Annotated in this window: 16 protein-coding genes; all 16 read right to left on the minus strand. The window is 47.7% G+C overall.

Features of this window, described 5'->3' with window-relative positions:
• A partial coding sequence (locus JMF85_RS22270; protein ID WP_201318924.1) for a sugar ABC transporter ATP-binding protein occupies positions 1-1142 on the minus strand: 1142 nt, incomplete at its 3' end.
• An 81-nt stretch (positions 1143-1223) separates the two neighbouring features.
• Positions 1224-2093 carry a sugar ABC transporter substrate-binding protein gene (locus tag JMF85_RS22275; RefSeq protein WP_201318925.1) on the minus strand — a complete coding sequence of 290 codons (870 nt, stop codon included), beginning with the start codon at positions 2091-2093 and terminating at the stop codon, positions 1224-1226.
• Between the two features lie 175 nt (positions 2094-2268).
• The gene (locus JMF85_RS22280) at positions 2269-3102 is read right to left on the minus strand and encodes a sugar phosphate isomerase/epimerase family protein (RefSeq protein ID WP_054799325.1); all 834 of its coding nucleotides are present in this window, start codon (positions 3100-3102) and stop codon (positions 2269-2271) included.
• The gene (locus tag JMF85_RS22285; protein ID WP_201318932.1) at positions 3099-4067 is read right to left on the minus strand and encodes a sugar phosphate isomerase/epimerase family protein; all 969 of its coding nucleotides are present in this window, start codon (positions 4065-4067) and stop codon (positions 3099-3101) included. The genes JMF85_RS22280 and JMF85_RS22285 overlap by 4 nt, the downstream gene beginning before the upstream one ends.
• 19 nt (positions 4068-4086) lie before the next feature.
• A complete protein-coding gene (locus JMF85_RS22290) occupies positions 4087-4875 on the minus strand; it encodes an SDR family NAD(P)-dependent oxidoreductase (RefSeq protein WP_181410157.1) in 789 nt (262 codons plus the stop codon).
• Between the two features lie 172 nt (positions 4876-5047).
• Positions 5048-6088 carry a LacI family DNA-binding transcriptional regulator gene (locus JMF85_RS22295; RefSeq protein WP_201318926.1) on the minus strand — a complete coding sequence of 347 codons (1041 nt, stop codon included), beginning with the start codon at positions 6086-6088 and terminating at the stop codon, positions 5048-5050.
• Positions 6089-6406: 318 nt separating this feature from the next.
• A complete protein-coding gene (locus tag JMF85_RS22300) occupies positions 6407-7084 on the minus strand; it encodes an HAD family hydrolase (protein WP_164751853.1) in 678 nt (225 codons plus the stop codon).
• A gap of 252 nt (positions 7085-7336) precedes the next feature.
• A complete protein-coding gene (locus JMF85_RS22305; protein ID WP_141335549.1) occupies positions 7337-8197 on the minus strand; it encodes a carbohydrate ABC transporter permease in 861 nt (286 codons plus the stop codon).
• Positions 8198-8212: 15 nt separating this feature from the next.
• On the minus strand, positions 8213-9142 hold the full coding sequence (locus JMF85_RS22310; protein ID WP_201318927.1) for a carbohydrate ABC transporter permease: 930 nt from the start codon (positions 9140-9142) through the stop codon (positions 8213-8215).
• 23 nt (positions 9143-9165) lie between these two features.
• Entirely contained in the window at positions 9166-10548 is a 1383-nt protein-coding gene (locus JMF85_RS22315) for a sugar ABC transporter substrate-binding protein (RefSeq protein WP_141335551.1), read from the minus strand.
• A gap of 57 nt (positions 10549-10605) precedes the next feature.
• Positions 10606-11514 (minus strand): amidohydrolase family protein, encoded by a 909-nt coding sequence (locus JMF85_RS22320; protein ID WP_201318928.1) that lies wholly within the window; start codon positions 11512-11514, stop codon positions 10606-10608.
• A 2-nt stretch (positions 11515-11516) separates the two neighbouring features.
• On the minus strand, positions 11517-13046 hold the full coding sequence (gene argH, locus JMF85_RS22325; RefSeq protein WP_372813626.1) for an argininosuccinate lyase: 1530 nt from the start codon (positions 13044-13046) through the stop codon (positions 11517-11519).
• 140 nt (positions 13047-13186) lie between these two features.
• A complete protein-coding gene (locus tag JMF85_RS22330; protein WP_127608365.1) occupies positions 13187-13411 on the minus strand; it encodes a hypothetical protein in 225 nt (74 codons plus the stop codon).
• On the minus strand, positions 13408-13584 hold the full coding sequence (locus JMF85_RS22335) for a hypothetical protein (protein WP_155615143.1): 177 nt from the start codon (positions 13582-13584) through the stop codon (positions 13408-13410). Before JMF85_RS22335 ends, JMF85_RS22330 begins: the two co-directional genes overlap by 4 nt.
• 314 nt (positions 13585-13898) lie before the next feature.
• Positions 13899-17534: an immunoglobulin-like domain-containing protein gene (locus JMF85_RS22340; RefSeq protein WP_201318930.1), complete on the minus strand. Its 3636-nt coding sequence runs from the start codon at positions 17532-17534 to the stop codon at positions 13899-13901.
• A 102-nt stretch (positions 17535-17636) separates the two neighbouring features.
• The coding region (locus JMF85_RS22345; protein ID WP_201318931.1) for a glycoside hydrolase domain-containing protein at positions 17637-18821 on the minus strand (1185 nt) is incomplete at its 5' end.

Genomic DNA, 18821 nt, shown 5'->3' on the forward strand with positions numbered 1-18821 from the left:
CTTTGTTTATTGCATTCATTTCTGATCTTCCCTTCATTCATGAACATTCCCTTTGTATATTTTTCCAAACTGGCTGCGATCATATTGTCTTTTACAGAATGGGGTAGAAACAGTCCTGTTAATTTCCTATCCTCAGTAATAAATGCCAATCCATTTTTTTTTGCGTCTTCTGGAGATTTAATATCCACTTTTTTACCATGGAAAAATATTTCCCCTTCATCCGGTTTAGCGAGTCCGAAAAGACTTTCCATGACTTCTGATCTTCCTGATCCCATCAAGCCTGCAATACCAAGTATTTCTCCTTTTCGGAGTTGGAATGAGATATTATTAAATTTTCCTTTTAAAGACAGATTTTTTACCTCTAAGACCTTCTCCCCAATCCTAACCTCCTTCTTGGGAAACAGCTCTTTCAACTCCCTGCCAACCATCATGGAAATTAAATCTTGTTGGGTCAGTTCTTTTACGTGTTTACTATCTACCAATTCCCCGTCTCTTAACACCGTAATTTCGTCAGCAATCTCAAAGATTTCGTCCATTTTATGGGAAATATAAATAATGGATACTCCCTTATTCGTAAGTGAGCGTATGATCTTAAACAAATGAGCAACTTCCCGGTCCGTAATTGCCGAGGTTGGCTCATCCATAATAATGATTTCGGAATTGTAAGAGATCGCTTTGGCAATCTCGACCAGCTGCATTCTTGCAATGGAGAGGTCTTTCATTTTCGTTTTCGGGTCAATCGAAATTTCTAAGCTTTCTAATAAATGACGGGTGTCCTCGTTTAATTTTTTCTCATTTACCCAAAATTTTGCGAAAAGAGGTTCTCTTCCTAAAAAAATATTTTCTGCAACGGTCATATCATAAACAGAAGTTAACTCCTGGTGTATCATAGAAATTCCGTTCTTCAGAGAATCTCTAGGAGTGAGCATCCCAATTTCTTTGCCCCTTAACTTGATCCGTCCGGTTTCAGGCCAGTATATGCCCCCTAAAATCTTCATGAGTGTAGACTTTCCCGCTCCATTCTCACCCATCAAAGCATGTACGGTTCCTTTCCTAACTTTAAAACTTACGTCTTCTAAAGCCCGTACGCCCGGGAATGTTTTGGATATATGCTCCATTTCCAGTACATATTGTTCTTGCATCCTATTCCCTCATTTCAGGAGGACAAGTACCAACATGAAGCGGTTGGTACCTATCCTATTTTTTTATAGTAAGTATAAAGTTTACTTTTTGCCGTAAATGGCAAGATATTTATCGGCTTCTTCAGGTTTGACACGTTTATAAGGAATAATATATTCTTTTTCCAGTTTTTCACCATTCAGTACTTTAACAGCAAGTTCCACACCTTTGGCGCCTTGACCAAAAGCATCCTGAAACACAGTAACTTTCAGTTTACCTGCTTTCAACATATTTAAAGCGTCAGGTGTTGCGTCAATGCCTCCAACTACAACTTGCTCCAGTAAACCGGCATCTTCAAGTGCTTTTACAGCTCCGACCGCCATTTCATCGTTATGAGCAACAATTGCATTAAATTTGCCTTTTAAGTCTGACTGAATCCAGTTCTCAACCTTCTTCATGCCTTCTTCTCTATTCCATTTACCGGAATCCTCTGCAAGAACTTTAATGTCAGGATGCTTTTTAAGAATATTTGCAATACCTTGGTGTCTTTCGATCTGAGGTTCATGACCATACCAGCCTTGCAATTCAATCATATTACCCTTTCCACCCATAACTTCGGCCATTGCTTCCATCAAGATTTCTCCGGATTCTACAGAACTGGAACCTGCATATGCGTAAGCAGCAACCTGGTCGGCATTCGGTACTTTGGTGTTTACATTGATCAGAGGAATTCCTGCTTTGGCGATTAAATCCACAGCCGGCCTAGAACCTTCACTATCTCCCGGTACGAAAATGATGGCATCCACTTTTTGGGCAATAAAGTTCTCAACCTGACCCAATTGAACCGTGGAGTCGAACTTTCCATCTACGTAAACAAATTGAACATCGGGATATTTTTTGGCCTCCACCTTCATTCCATCCATGATGTATGCATGAAACTGTGCGCTGAAATCCCCGATTAAAACACCTACCACTTTCTTTTATTTTTTGCCGGGGTTTCAGATGAGGCAGCGGATGGGGTCCCCGAATTGGATGCATCACTCGAACAACCGGAGAAAATCAGCGCCAAACAAAACAAGGTAAACAACATGACCAGATTTCTTTTCGCCTTCATGGATAAATCCCCCTTAATTGAGATAGGATTGTGCATTACGATCTGAAGTGTTTCTTTAAATACGCGAGCGATTCCGTCGCATAGGTATAGATCCATTCCATCGCAGGATGTCCCTTATCAGCTTGAAAAGGATTGGCACCAGGAGCACAACATTCAACAACAACCGTTCCGTTAAACGCAGCCTTTTGGATACCGGATACAAATGGAGCAAAGTTGATATGGCCTCTTCCTAACGCCTGCCGGTTACTGTCTGCAACATGAAGGATTTCCAAATGGTCTTTCACGGTGAAGAACGGCGTTTCCATATCTTTTTCTTCCACGTTCATATGATAGGAATCCAATAACGTTTTTACGTTGGGATGCCCCACCTCTTGAACAAATTGCAAGGCATGCTCCGCTGTATTCACTATACAGCTTTCATAACGATTTAAAGGCTCGATTACCAGTGTGACATCCCATTCACTTGCTTGATCTGTTAATTTTTGAACGGAATCAACCGCCCATTTCCAATCTTCCCCCGGATTTCCCATCAAAGCTGTTTTCCCTACAGCCGAGGGGCATACAACAAGATAGCTGCCTTCGACTTCTTTCACCGCTTCTATTTGCCGTTTGAAATATTCAACAGCACGCTGACGATGAGCCGCACTTCGATTAGCCAAATCCTGCTCTTCACAAGGCCAGCCGGTATCTCCAGTTAATCCTCCGATGTCTAAAGACAAATCCTTCGATAGGCGTAAAAGTTCCTTCCAATTATATTCATTCACTGCTGCACGGATTTCAATAGCGTCATAACCTGTCTCAGATACAAATTTCATGACCTTTTCGATGGGCTCATTTCCAAATGTCCAGCTGCAGATAGAAAATTTCATAGTAAGCCTACTCCTCTAGCAGAATCAAAATCCCGCGGCATCGCTTCTTGCAATACTTTAGTAGATTTCTTTACCGAAGTTAGTTGATCCATACTTAAATCTTCATTCTCAAGACTTATGGGTCCATCGTAACCCATCATTCTAACCACCGTAAAAAATTCACTCCACCAATGAACATCATGCCCATAGCCCAAAGCTACGTAATTCCATGAACGCTCAAAAAAACGATCTATCGTTCTTGTATCAAGAACCCCGTCCGTTCCAACGAATCCTCTTTCAATACGTACGTCTTTGGCATGAATATGATAAATCGCAGCTCCTAAATGTCTTGCAGCTAAAATTGGATCTCCTCCCATCCAAAACAAGTGGCTTGGATCAAGGTTCATTCCAACCATTTCTCCCACCTGGTTTCTTAATTTGAACAGCGTCTGCGGATTATAAACCAGCTGACACCCATGATTTTCTAAAGCAATCTTTTCGATCCCATGTTCTTTTGCTTGCTTCACCGTTTTTTCCCAATAGGGGAATGCGATTTCATTCCATTGCCAGTTCAGAACTTCTGTAGTCAATGGCGGCCAGCTCGTTGTGATCCAGTTAGGGATTGTATCCTTCGGACCTCCACCTGGAAGTCCAGACATCATAACAATCGTTTTTACTCCCAACAGTTCCGCGAGTCTAAAGGTTTTTTCCACTACTACCTGATGTGCCCTTCCTTCTTCATTTGGGGCTAATTGATTACCAGAACAATTCAATGCTTCTATTTCAAGCCCCTCAACTTTGACAGCGCTTACAAATTTATCTCGTTTCAATTCACTCTCCAGAAGTTCATCTAAGTCTATATGGGGTGCTTTCGACCAATTACCACATGCAAACTCTAAAGACTCATAGCCTAAAGATGCGGATGCAGCAAGCATTTCTATAAAAGACATGTTCCCCAGTGAATCTGTCACAAGGCAGAGTCGCACTACGATCACTCCTTCTCCATCAAATGATTGTTTTTCCACCGGCAATGGTCAATGATACTCCCGTAATATAATTTGCTTTCTCGCTGCTTAAAAACAGCATAAATTCTGCTATTTCTTCAGGCTCCGCCATTCTCTTCATCGGCACCTGACTTGTTAATGTTTCTTCATATTCTTTTGGCGTCATCCCCTCGATCGGTCCTCTCTTTTGGAACACCTGCTGGATCATTTCGGTATTTACATAGCCGGGGCAAACGGCATTGACCGCAATCCCATATTCCGCTAGTTCCAGACCAAGCACCTGGGTTAGCGAATTTACCCCTGCTTTTGAAGCGCTATACGGCCCGTTTCCAAGTTCGCCAATCTTCGAGGCTTGAGATGAAATTGTAATAATTTTCCCGTTTTTAACGTTGTTGTTAATCATATTTTTTGCTACACGTCTGCTGAGTAAATAAACCGATTTCAAATTCACATTGAAAACTCGATCCCATTCTTCTTCTTCAACATCCAGGATCAAACTGGAGGTAGAGATGCCGGCACAATTTGCCAATACGTCAATTGCTGTGAACCTGGATTCAACTTCATCCAATGCGTGATTAATCTCTAGCGAAGAAGTTACATCTACCTTGAGAGGCAATGCTTGTACCCCCAGGGCTTCGATTTCTTTTGCAGCTGCTTCAACGCTTTCCTTGTTTACATCCATCAATACAACATTGGCTCCATGTTCGGCATACTTCATGGCTAATGCCTTTCCCATTCCTCTGGCAGCCCCGGTAACCATACATATCTTTCCCTCTAACCATTTCTCCACACTCAACATCCTTTCTTAGTATCAAATTCAAACGCATGTATGATTTTAAGCAACCGTATGCATAAATCTGAAAAAAGTAAATGCAGCACTGTATACTATGACGCATACGGTTGCATTATATTCAAAAAAATTAAAAGATTACACCTGATTTTAAATAACAAGAAGTAGGATGTTATGTTCGGCTTATTTGACTGCCACATGATTCTCTAATGACTAATTTAGGTTCAATTACTGTTTTTTGTTTTACGTTTGACTTCTTGGAGTTTAACAGCGCTACTAATCGACCACAAGTTAACTCCGCAAGTTCTTTAGTAGGTTGATGGATTGTGGTTAAATGTGGTTTGAAAAATTCACAGATCTCGATATTATCGTAACCGACCACCGCAATATCGTTCGGCACATCAATTCCCCGATCCTTCAATGCTGAGATTACGCCTAACGCCATCAAGTCATTTTGAGCAAAGATAGCCGTAATTTCTTTTAATACTCCTTCGTTTTCCTTAATAACCTGATAACCCGACTTAAAAGTTGTATCTCCAAAAAACAACATCTTATCATCAAACTCAAGACCATGATCGGTGAAAGCCGATTTAAAACCTTCCGTTCTTAATCTAAACTCATCGCCTCCAACATTTGCGGAAATACACAAAATATTTTTATGTCCTAGATTCAACAGATGTTCGGAAGCCAAATACCCTCCTTTAAATTGATTCACATAAACAAAATCCACTTCCTCGGTTTTGTAAATATCAGGCAAATACTTGCAAAAAACATAAGGGACATTCATTTTCTCCAAAAAAGCTACGGTGTCACGATCTAACTCCGGTTGCAAAATAATGAGCCCATCAACTTTTCTTCCCGTAATTAGCTTTTTAATATTATTTTGCTTCGTAAATCTATTCTCAAATAAGGATACGATGACGTCTAGGTTTAGACGTTCCAGATTTTCCATCAACTCATCTTGCCAGGATTTGAAATTAATATCAAACCCGTAGTCAAGCAAAATTCTCGGAAAAATGACGCCTATCGTGTGCGTTTTGTTAGTACTCAAACTTCTTGCGTTAGCATTGAATTGAAAGCCGTTTTGTTGGGCGATTTGCAGTACTCTCTTCTTGGTTTCCTCTGAAATTGTAGGACTATTATTTAAGCAACGTGATACTGTAGATTGACTTACGTTTGCAATTCGCGCAATATCCTTTGTTGTAATCGGCATACTCCCCTACATCCTTCACTTTATAATGCATACGCTTGCGTTGATGAAATTATTATATATAATTCCATATTTTATGTAAAGGATAAAATAATCAGATTATTCATTTTTTTCTGTGACGGTCCATAATTCGTAGTTTTATTCACACCTCAACCCGGGTTTTTCGAAAGCTCTACACAATGGGCCATTACTTTGCAAGATATCGTACTGGAAAAATAGAGAACCAAGACATAACTTATGGGGCTGTCCCGGAAGTCATGATCATGACTTCCGGGACAGCCCCGCTTTATTTAAGCCCGCTTTCGAGCTTCCGTCCGGATATTAACGCCTTATCAAGGCTCCTACAATTTCAGACAGCCGGTTTATAATAATATCCGGCGCCATGCCCGATAAAGGTATACGCTGTTCCCTGGCATAACCCTGTCTCACCCAAACCGTGCCCATCCCCAGCGCTTGCGCCGGCAGAATATCGTTGTCAATCCGATCGCCTACCATAACCGCCTGCTCCGGTGAACATTTCGCTTCCTCCAATGCCATATGGAAAAACTTCGGATCGGGCTTGGACAGCCCCGCCTCTGCGGAAGAGCATACGACGGAAATGTAGGGGAGCAAGCCGTAGTTCTCCAGACGATCGGAGGTGCCTATGCTTTGATTGGCAATAATCCCGATTTTATAGTGCTCGGCCAAGCGGAACAGCACCTCTTTTGCTTCGGGAAAAGGCTGCTCCAGGTGCTTCTCATATTTCATTTGACCCCGTATTTGAATGCGTGCTTCTTCGGAAGGAATCAACGCTTCCATGACCTGCCACATCGGCCTGGTACTGAACGACGTGTAAGCCTCCGTCAATCCATCTTTTACAGCTTTCTCGGATACCGTATAACCCAATAGGCCCGCATAGCGCACAAATTGTTCGATGCTGCTCTGAAACGGCAGCGATTCATCCACCAGGGTATCACCCACATCAAAAAAAATCCATTGAAGCTTGTTTCTATCTATCATCTCCGCTTGTCCATGCATCCCTTCTGCTTTCTGATCTCCCCCGGCTTCTTACCGATCCCCATGAATAAAAGCCCTTCTATTCATTGCTGCACTACAAAAAAGAGACAGAGCATCCCAAGAAAAGTGTTCTTAAGAATGATCCGTCCCCAGTTGTCCGGTAGACTAGCTGTGTAAATCGACTTATATCAGGTATTATACTAGGATTAATACGCATTTCAATACTTTTTTCATGCACAACGAATTCCCTTATTTTTACTTCAGCCCGGTCAGTGCGACTCCGCGAATAATTTGTTTTTGAAAGACAAGAAAAATAAGAATCAACGGAGTAATCGATATGCAGGCGCCCGTCATGATCAGTACCCACCCGCTGCTGTCCTTAAGTTCACTGGAAAATAGGGCGAGGCCGACAGGCACCGTCAGATTTTCCTTCGTTTGGGTCACAATAAGAGGCCAGATAAAAGAATTCCAATTGCCCAGAAAGGATAAAATGCAAAGCGTCGCCAAGGCAGGCTTGATCAGCGGGACTGCAATCCGCACCAGAATTCCCCATTCGCTCATGCCGTCGATTCTCGCCGCATCCAGCAGGTCATTAGGCACGGACTCCATAAACTGCTTCATCAGGAAAATGCCGAAAGCGGAAATGAGACCCGGGAACAAAATTCCCGAATATGTATCGACCAAGTTCAACTTGACCGATAGAAGATACCAAGGAATGATCAGCATCTCCGTCGGCACCATTAATGTGCTTAAGATGGCTATAAAAATAATCTTTTTCCCATGAAAAGAAAATTTAGCCATAATGTAACCGATCACAGTGTCAAAAAAGCAAACGCTAACGGTGGTCAGCCCAGCTATAATGAAGCTGTTCAGCATCCACTTCGCGAAGGGTGCCTTCACGAATACCTGCGCATAATTGCTCAAGGTGGCCGGACTGGGAATAAGGTTGAGCGTGAACAAGTCTTTAGGCTCTCTGAGAGAGGTCGCAAGCATCCACAAGAACGGGAACAGCATCATAATGGCACCGGCGGCAAGAATCACGTAAGGTGCGGCGCGAAGCCAATAAACCGGATGGATGCCTGCGGCAGCGGACGTCCTCTTGAGGGATAGGCTCATAACGAACGCTCCTTATTAATATTCGATTTTTTTATTCAGCAGTTTTAATTGCAACAAAGATAAAGCCAGGATGAAGGCGAACAATACAACCGTAGCGGCGGCGGCTTCCCCCATTTTAAAATGCTTGAAGGCAAGATTGTAAATGTGCAGCACTAAAGATAAAGTGGAATTCAGCGGCCCGCCGTCCGTCATGCTCAACACCTGTGTAAAGGTTTGCAGAAAGCCGATGCTGCCGATGACGACTGAAAATACGATGACCGGGTTTAGCAGCGGCAGCGTAATATGACGGAACCTCTGCCATGCCCCCGCTCCATCGATAGCAGCAGCATCATAATACAGGGCCGGAATATGTTGCAGCCCAGCCAGGAAAATCAGCATCTGAAATCCGACCGCCTGCCAAATGATAACCAAAATGATCAAATAAATCGCTTGAGAGGGAGAACCGAGAAACAGCTGCGGTGATAACCCAAGCTCCAGAAACAGCGCGTTGGCAATCCCGTTTCTCATCAATATCCACCGGAATACCCAGCTGACCGCCACAATACTGGTCACATAGGGAATGAAATAAACGACGCGGTACAACCCGCGAAAGCGGGTAATGCTCTGCAGCAGCAGAGCTATCGAAAGCCCGGCGATCAACTGCCCCGGAACGCCTACAAGCACATACACGAACGTGTTCCGCAAAGCGGACAAAAATACTTCGTCTTGAAACAGCGTCACGAAATTGGCTAGGCCGACAAACGGCTTATCCTCGGAAAGCATATCCCATTCCCGCAAGCTGATATTAAATGAGTACAGAATCGGCGCAATGCGGATCGTAATAAAGAAAATAAGCGGCACGATCAGGCATCCGTAAATAAACAGGTACCTCTGCTGTTTCACGCTAAGTCCCTTCGGCGCTGCAACCTCCGGTTTTACTGCAGGCAGCGATTCGGCTTTTTCCATTGGAATTCACCTCTCCCCGAACCTTACTTCTTGTCCTGCTTCGCCCAGTAATCGTCATACAGCTTCTGGGTTTTGGCCACCAGCTCATCGAAGGCTGTCTTGTAGTCTGTTTTATTCAGGAGTATTTGATCAACCGCTTGCGTGAAGTAGTCTCTTTCCAGCTTTTCATCTACAAAGAAGTGGGAGTTGGCGACGGAAAGCTGTTCGATGAACGGCCCAAGCTTTTCATCCTTCGTATATTTTTCCTGCAAGGCAACTTCCTTCTTCGCAGGCAGCTCGCCGATTTTTTCCACCCACTGCTCCTGAACCTCCTTGCTTGTCAGAAACTTCAGGAATTCGGTCGCCGCCTCCAGCTTCTTGCCCTCCACATTTTTCGGAATCGCATTCGCCCAGAAGGACGCTTGCGTCGCCTTCGATTTGTAGGAAGGGAGCGGCGCGATAGCATAGTTCAAGTTCGGCGCATCCCTCTTGATGCTTCCGAGCTGGAAGGAACCGTCTACATTCATCGCTGCGTGGCCGCCTTTGAATGCGGTAATATCATCGTTATAAAAACCGTTGATGCCGACCTTATGCTTAACCGCCAGATCGACAAGATAACTGAACGCCTCGAGTCCTGCCAGTGAGTCGTTCCACAGCAGCTTGCGGCGATCCTCGCTGATATCCTTGCCTCCCGCCTGATAAATCAGGGCATCGCGGAACCAATGATGAAGCTGGGCGCCCGGCTGCCAGGCAAGTCCTTCCACAACGAACTGGCCGTTTTTATCGGTCTCCGTCAGCTTTTTTGCATAAGTAATCAGCTCCTCCCAGGTAGCCGGAGGCTTGCTCGGATCCAGACCCGCTTTCGTAAACAGGTCCTTGTTGTAAAAGAGACCCAGCGTCCGTACTGCCGTGGGAATAGCGTAATATTTACCGTTCAGCTTAGCCGCATCGACAAAAGGAAAAAACTCCGCTTTGACCTTCGCTTCCGAAAACTCGCTCTCCGGCAGCGGCTGCAAATAACCGGAAGACACATATTTAGGCAGCCAACCATAGTAAAGGTTGATCACATCCGGCCCCTTTCCTGCCGGAACGAGCGTAGCTACCTTTTCGTTGTATTGATCATAAGGAAAATTCGTATGCTTGATAGTAATATTCGGATGCGTTTTTTGAAAATCCTGGATCAATTTATTCACCAGCTCGACTTTTGCCGGAAATTCGTACTGCCAATATTCAATCGTGATTTTCTCGTCGGAAGCTGTGGGCTGGGCTCCTTTCGGAGCTTCGGCGACGGGCTTCGCGTTGTCCGCTTGCGCAGCCCCCGAGCCGGAGCAGCCGGACAATACCGTCAGGGCGCTCAGGGAGAGCGCAGAAAGCAGTGCCGCTTTTCCCGTAATCTTTTGAACCTCTTGCCTGGAATGCTTTCTCATCGTAGTCCCTCTCCCCTACATTTGTACGATTTACCTTACAAGTATCTTGAAATGCCTTCATGACAATAAGTTCAAAAGCCTCCTGGCGTTGTTGCCGAATATGCTTTCGATGTCCTCTTCACTAAACCTGAGCTCCCGGCAGACGCGGACCTGATCCTGCAAATACCGGTAAACGTAGCCTCTCGGAAAGCTGCCGGAATCCGTTCCGAATACAATACGTTTGGGTCCGATTAATTCGTACGTTTTGCGGAAGAGCGTTTCCAGAGTCAGCTCGTATGGCGTCCAGCGCATCCATTGGTTGGAGCCGGAAGTATCGATGTAAATGTTCGGGCAACCCCAGCACAGATGAAGCAGCTCCTGAAAATAACCGGCCCCAAAGTGCGGAATGATGAACGGGATATCGGGATACTCCCGGGCTACGTTGAAAATGGAGAGCGGGTTAATATTCATGTGGTGCACAATGCCTCCCGTGTGACCCAGAAGTCCAAAGTGGATGAGTACGGGCAGCCGCCTTTCCGCAAGGAATCTCCAAACAGGCGTCAAAGAGGGGTCGTGAAACGGAATTTGCACCAGCGGTCCGAACAGCTTGTAGCCCTTTAACCCCAGCACGTCGACTGCCCGTTCCAGCTCCTCGGCGGCGTCGGGCGATTCGATTGAATGGTGGGCAAAGCCTGTAAACCTGTCGGGATATCTGCTGATTTGTGCGGCCAAATCGTCATTGTCGGCTGCGGTTAAAAAATTCAATCCGCCGATCCCGTAGCGGTCGAGCGATTCGACCCAGCGTTCGATGATCGGCTTGTCGGGTGCCGCAGGCTCGCTATCGGCGGCCGGGAAGTCCCAGGCCAGGCGCATGTTCTCGGCTCGCTGCTTGTTAAAAGCCGTTACTACCGGGTTACGCGTCATAAACCCGAAAGGATAGGGCAGGTGTCCGTGGATGTCATAGACTCGGAATCCATTCGTGAACATAGCTAAGCTCCTTCCGTTTGAACGAATTGATGGGCCCATCCCTCGACGGTACGCTCCACCAGCTGCTGCGCAGAGCGGGCTGAGCTGTACGCTGCTTCGAGCCACTCCTGCCGCTCGTGAAGCGTTTGGCGCTGCTCTCCGATAGCGCGCCGGACTTCGTCCGGATTCGGGCCTCCCTGAAGCGCTCGCACCTCGATGAAGTGCTGCGGATCGAGTGCGCGCCTTAGCTTTTCCTCGCCAAGCGTCAGCTGCCGCCCGATTACCGCCAAAGCCGCTTCATCGAGCAGCCTGAGTGAGATATGGCGGACCGTTCCGCCAAATTCGAGCACATTCCTGACCGTTCGGCTTACAATGTTGTGCGCTGTGCGGAAGGACAACCGCTCTTCGCGGACCAGGGTATCCGCCAGCTCGGTTACGGTGGCGAAGCTTTCCTCCGCCCTTATGCGCAGCATGTCTTTGCTGATCTCAAGCGTAGCGATAACGTTGGCGAGCAGCTTGTAGACCGATCCAAGCGTCGCCAGCGCTTTCCAGGCGTAAGGCTGCATATCGTCCTCTGTGTCGACAATGTCCCCGAACGGCGTGTTATGCGTCATCGTCAGCACGGTTTGTGCGTCCCCGAAAGCGGAAGACAGCAGCGACCGCATATGCTCGATCGAGACGGGATTGCGCTTCTGCGGCATGATGGAGCTTATTTGCACGTAAGGTGCAGCCACCCGCAGCACGGCAAATTCCTGCGTGCTCCACAGCAGCAGCTCCTGGACAAAGCGGCCGGTGTTGACCGCCGCAAGCTGCACAGCGGATGCGGCTTCGCCGATATAGTCGGCACCGCTGACCGCATCGTAGGCGTTGACGATGACGCCGTCGAAGCCAAGCAGCTCTGCCATCCGCTGCCGATTGATCGTGAAGCCGGATGTGGTCAGCGCAGCCGCACCCATGCTGCTGCGGTTGCAGCCGGAATAAGCAGCCTGCAGCCGCTTAATGTCACGGTCCAGCGAATCGGCCACCGCTGCAATGTAATGCCCAAGCGTCGTCGGCTGCGCTTGCTGTGTGTGGGTGTAGCCGATCATCAACGTATCGGCATGCGATTCGGCAAAGCGCAGCAGTTCCTGCCGCAGAAACAGCGCAGAGGAGATCGTCTTCAGCAGCTTTTCCCGCAGCGCCAAGCGATAGATGGCAATCCCCATATCGTTGCGGCTCCGCCCCAAATGAAGATTTCCCGCAGCTTCCCCGGCAAGCTCGGTCAGCTCGTGCTCAACCCGGAAAAACAAATCCTCGAACGCGCCCGTATATGCTTCAGCGCGGATTCTGGCAACAGGTACGACCGTTAATGCCGCTGCGATGCGATTCGCCTCATCCTCTCCGAGCAACCCTTCCTCGCGCAGCATAATCAGGTGAGCTTTATTGACAGCCAGCATGGGCTCCAGCAACTCCGCTTTTGCTTGCTCAAAGGCCGGTCCAAGCACGACCTCGGCATAGGTTGTTCCAGGAAAACGCTCACTTCCGTCCAATCGCCATTCTTTTGCTTCAGCCATCATGGCCCTCTCTTCTCCAACCCTGGGAAACAATGAAAGACACAACTCCTTCCGGTATTCCGTTCGAATGACGAGGCCTTAAAAGAAAAGAGATGCTCTCTCCGGTTGAGTGAAAACATCTCCAGTGATCTGAACGATAGTCAAAAGATAGGTATACGATACTTATCTCCGCCTGAGGAATATAAAAAAGCTTCCGAGCTAAATAAATCAATCCGTACCGGAGCTTCTTGAATAGAGGATAGAGTGATCTTGTTATTTTTCAAAGCAGATAGCAATGCTGGAATAAGCTTTTCATCGGTACCGACTAAATTAACCTGTACAGGAGCTTGATCGTTATTGTAAAGGATCCTCGTATGATTCATCATTCTAATACCCTCATTTCCAATTCTTTGATTATGCTTTTATTGTTCGTCATTAACCTGGATGAATCTTTAAACGAACGAAGATAACCCAAATGATCCTTACGATTTTCAACAGAGGATTGTCGTTTCGACTTTACCGTTTTTAAAAGCTTTACCGATTCCAATAAAATGGCCATGTGCTGCACCTCCTAAAGGATTATACAAAAAAAGCATGGAACGAAATCTCCATGCCTCCGGTTTTCCGGTCCGCTGCTATATCCAAGTTAATTAATAGGTATAATATGTTTTACTAAAAGTACCATTTTATTCCTCATATGTCAATACATTTTAATGTGATGCAATGCCGCCGTCGAGTGTAAAGCTTCGTAATCACCAATCACCCGTTCTAGAGTAGAGGGAGTCACTGAACAAGTTTCTAAACGGGCAATCCCCAGTCATTATGAATGACCGGGGACTGCTTCGTTGTATCATAGTTCTCAACGAATAGACACTAACCGAGAATCTTTCTTGCCAATGCCGCAAGATCCGCAATGTCGATGATTCCATCCTGAACCAGATCTGCTTTTTTGTACAGATCCCAATTCGGGTCTTCTGATGTTTTGCCGTAATAAGCAGCCATCATACCCAAGTCGCCGATACTGTATTTATCGTCTCCGTTCAAATCATCCGGAAGCCTGGTAATGACGGATGCCCGGAACGCTTGCAGTGCAGCACTCAACTGTGCAGCGCCTTGATCCACCTGCGTTTGGGTAGCTGTCGGGCTGCCGGCGATCTGGCCCGCAGCCTGTATAGCGGTTTGCAAAAGAGCTTTCGTGCCTGCCGGATATTGGCCGCTTTGTGTGCCTTCTACGGCCGCGTCATGAACCTCTTGCGCCTCGGCGATCAAAGCTTGGAGTGCCGCTTTTACTACGGCGTTAATTTGAATATGGTGGGAAGTCCCTTCAACTTCCGTTTCCGTTCCCTCGCCGTCAGAGATAACCAGATTGGATATAGTTATCGTTGCGGCCGATGATTCAGCAAGAAGCTTGGCGTTCCACTGCAGCCGCAGCAAATCACTGCCGGCGTTAAGTCCGCTTCCGATGCTTACGGCCAGGATTCGGATTTGGCCTGATGTCAGCTTTTTATCAGCAATCACAAAATCGTCCCGCAGAGAATCTACAGAAATAAACTCAACCTTATCCGGATCATACGTGAAGCTTATATCCTGAGCATAGACGCTTTGGCTCACGCTGCTCAAGCCGTAAGTAAGGTCGAAGGAAGCGCCCGTTGTAACACGTGCTGCGCCTTCTAATTTCGCCGTGTCTTTAATGGGTGCACCCGCTAAAGTAAAATGAACGGTATACGTTTGCTGCGTCATTTGGTCCTCTGCCGTAACTACAATCACCGTATTGCCGGGAAGGTTCGCCGCCGGTGTAATCTCAACGTCTGCATTCGAATCGGCAGCCGCCGCACGGACAACCGGTACTTGAGCTGCGTCTTCCGGAAGCTCGACCGTGTAGTTCAACGTGTCCTTATCGAATCCGGACAACGGATTGCCGTCTATCGTGATTCCGCTTAATGTCGCGTCATCGCCAAGAGGCTCTTCGCTTTCTCCGAGAGCAATGACCGTCACGTTAAAGGTTCTCGTCACGCTGGCAGTGCCGCTGCTGATCTTCGCCGTTAACGCTACCGTTACATTCGGTTCACCTAAGCATGGCCGCTCTACCCGACCCTGGAAATCAACGACCATCGGATCTGAGCTTGCCCACGTCAATACAACGTTCGGCATACCTGCAATGCTTATAGGCAATGCCAAATGATTCGTAACAGCTCGGGTGTTCCCCAAATCAAGAGCCTCCGCAGCCGATAACACCATTTCCTCATCCACGCTTTTCGCTTTGACGTTCACTGTAAACGACTTCGTATCGCTTTCGGCTCCCTTGGTTAGCGACGCTGTCAGCTGCACCGCAGCATCAAGCTGCCCTGTGCCGGGACGATATACATCCCCCGTCACACTAATTACAGCCGGATTTGAACTTGCCCATGCTATCCTCGAACCGTGCTGTCCGAAATCCGGCAAGTACAAGCTGCTTGTCACCTGACTGATCTCACCAAGATCAAGCTGCGCTCGGTCTGCCGCTACATCTCCTTTATCTCCCTCTGCAACCACAATCACCGTAAACGGCTTGGTTAGGGATTCTGCACCGCTGATAATCGTTGCCGTCAATGTGACTATCGCGTCCGGTTGACCCGCAGCCGGACGGTTCACATCACCCGTGCCGTCAATGATTGCCGGATGCGAACTTGCCCATGTGATCGTTGTGCCATATTTACCAGCAGCAGGCAATGCCAGATCATCAGCTGCCGCGCTTGTGTCTCCCAGATGAAGCTCCGCTTCAGCGAGGGCTGCCGCATCTGCATGGGTGATCGGCAGCACATGAACGGCAAACGTCTTCGCCGCAATCGAGTCTCCTTTTCTGATCGTCGCAGTCAGTATGACCTCTGCACTCGGCTCACCCGGAATCGGCCTCGCTCCAAGTTTGCCTGCATGGCTAACCATAAGCGGATTCGAGCTCATCCACGAGATTGTCGTTTGCAGCTCGCCTGCCGCGGGCAAATTCATGTCGCCGGATACCGCGGAGGTATCGCCTAAACTTAACGCGGCTTTCGCAGCGTTTACGGACTGAGTATTTGCTTCCCCGGCTGTTGAATCATGCTCGATCGTGATATCATCGACAGTTCCACGGAAATACCCGGTATCAGCGCCGCTGGAGTCAAATCCGAACAGGATTTTATCGATGATTTTCCCGTTCGCAACAGCGCCGATGTTCGAAGAAATGAAATTCCATTGATCTTCGATCACGAAACCGCCATTGCCTTGGGCATTCGGATGAAGCGTAACCTCATGTTGATCTTTCGCACCCAAATCATGCAAATAGGTGCCATCGGTAAAGAGGATATCGAGTGCTGTATATTTGCTGGTCGTTCTCACCAGTGTCGGCAGAACATCCGTTTCTTTTTCCGGGAAGAGCCAATATGACAGCGTAGTAGACGGTCTTACTACGATTTCATCATCGAATATCTGGTTGTAAGCATAAGACTCATCCCTATTCAAAGCACTTCCCGAAAACTGTAAGGCGCCCGCTCCGTTATGAGCCCCGTTGCCCTTTTTGGATTCCATTCCGCCGATCGAGCAGCAAAACTGTCCGACATTTCGCGTCATCGACAGCAGCCGGTAAGTATTGTCCGGTCCGGTCGTATCGGTGGGAGCGATATCGCCCGATTCGAAACCGGATTCAAAATCGATACCCGCTTCATATTGAAAATCGGCTGCGCTGAGCGCAAGCACCGTAACGTTAAACGGCTTGGTCTGGACGGCGGCGCCTTTATTCACCGTTGCCGTCAGCGTCAGCTGCGCGTTCGGCTGGCCGAGCTCCGGACGCTTCACTATTTTCCCGTTGTTATTCATCACGGAAGGATTCGAGCTTACCCAATTGACCGACGTGCCTTTCCGGAAATTCACAGGCAGCGCCAAGCCCTGGATCAAAGCTGTCGTATCTCCCAACTGAAGTGCCGCCACCGCGGAATCAACCGAAGCGTCATCATCGAGCTCCACGGCATACAATTTCCAATCCGCTAACTGCGTATTGGTAGACTCCCCGTTGTTATTCAGAATAAATAACCGGTAATAGGCGTAGTCCTTCACCTTATCTTCCGCAATCATATATTCCTTCGTTTGGAAACGGGCGCTGAAGGTTTGATTGCTTCGCTCATCCAGCACATCCCAATTCAATCCGTCATTGGAGCCCTCGACTCTCCAGTTTCTAGGGTCCCGTGTCGGCGCATCATTGGCTGACACCATGGCGTACTTGGGGACCGCCTGTGTGTCGCCAAATTTGAATTGGAGCTGAACCCATACATTCGTCGTCTGTGCGGCTAACCACTTTGTACCCGAACTGTTATCAAACAATTTCACGGCTGTTTCACTTGGCGGGTTTTCTCTGCTAAAGGTAACGTTCAGGTTGTTGGCCAGTGCGACGTTGATCAAATCGCCCGGAGCTGCCTGCACCGTTAGAGCCGGAAGCAGGATGGACAGGAGAGCGGTACAGAACATGACATTCAACATTCTCAAAAGCCTTTTGCTCATTCTCTTGGAACCTCCTTGTACAATGAATAACAGACTGGGCTCACCCCTAAAAAGGCTTTACTCCGGGATCTCGTTAAACACCCGCAATTAAGCGATATCAAACTATAGGTTAGGTGCACAAGAAGGTCCGGTCACCGCCCACTTCTGATAATCCCCTTCATGATCCGTTCCTGTCCGGACCCTTGTGCCATCGGAGACCGGGATTTCCCCTGCCGGAACATCAAGGCCCCTTCCGTTCGTTTGCGCTCCGAGGTAACCGTTGGACGGCGGCGCTAACGGCTCCGGCGGATGGGTTGCCCAGCTTGTATCAGGCGTTGTGCCCAGTGTAAAGTCCAGTACGCCTCCGTTCTCAATCAACCCGTAAGGCAGCCATGTGCTGTCATAATCATGTCCGTTCAGCTTTAGGCTATGGATATATTTCGCTTGTTCCGAAGCACCGTTACCGATAATCTTGAGCTGCTTACAGTCTCCCAGCTTGATGGTCGCTTCATCGAACAGCGGAGCATTCAGCGAAAAGCCGCCGACACCCGGAATGGACGGATACAATCCTAAAGCTGTTAATACATACCATGCTGAACCTGCACCCAAATCATTATTGCCGATCAATCCTGACGGACCGTCATGAAACAGCTCAACCATGCCCTTGCGCACGATTTCTTGAGTTTTCCAAGGCTGCCCGGCAAAGTTGTAAGCCCACGGGATCCCGTAACTCGGCTGATTGCCCAAGAACGAATGCGGTTCTCTGGATCCGGCATTTAATTTTTGGAAGAAGAAATCGAGACGAGCCCTGGCTGCTTCCAAGCCGCCCATTTTCTCAAACAATCCTTTGTAGTTAAAAGGAAGCACCCAGGTATACTGAGCGGAGTTGGCTTCCTGGAAGCCGTGCTCGCTTGCAGGATCGAAGCCGGCCTCAAAATTCCCGTTGGCAAGCCGGGGTTGAATGTATCCGTCTTTGAACGATTGCATCCAGCTCTGCGAACGGTTCATATAGATATTGTATTTTTCCTCATCGCCGAGCGCTTTGGCAAACTGGGCGATGGCAAAGTCCGCATTATTATATTCCACGATATAACCGGTCACCCATCCGCCTCTTTCGATCGGAATATAGCCCAGGGACAGATAGTCGGCCAGGTTAAACCGGCCGTTCAGGCTTGAAGGAGTCGACGCATGGTAGTCCATGACCTTCAAAGCTTCTTGCAAATTAAAGCTTCTGGCCCCGAATGCATACATATTGGAGATCGTAATCGATGCAGGATCGCCGTTCATGACATTCGTTTCGGAATTAGC

This window comes from Paenibacillus sp. EPM92 (genome assembly GCF_016586185.1).
Taxonomy (GTDB): Bacteria; Bacillota; Bacilli; order Paenibacillales; family NBRC-103111; genus Paenibacillus_G; species Paenibacillus_G validus.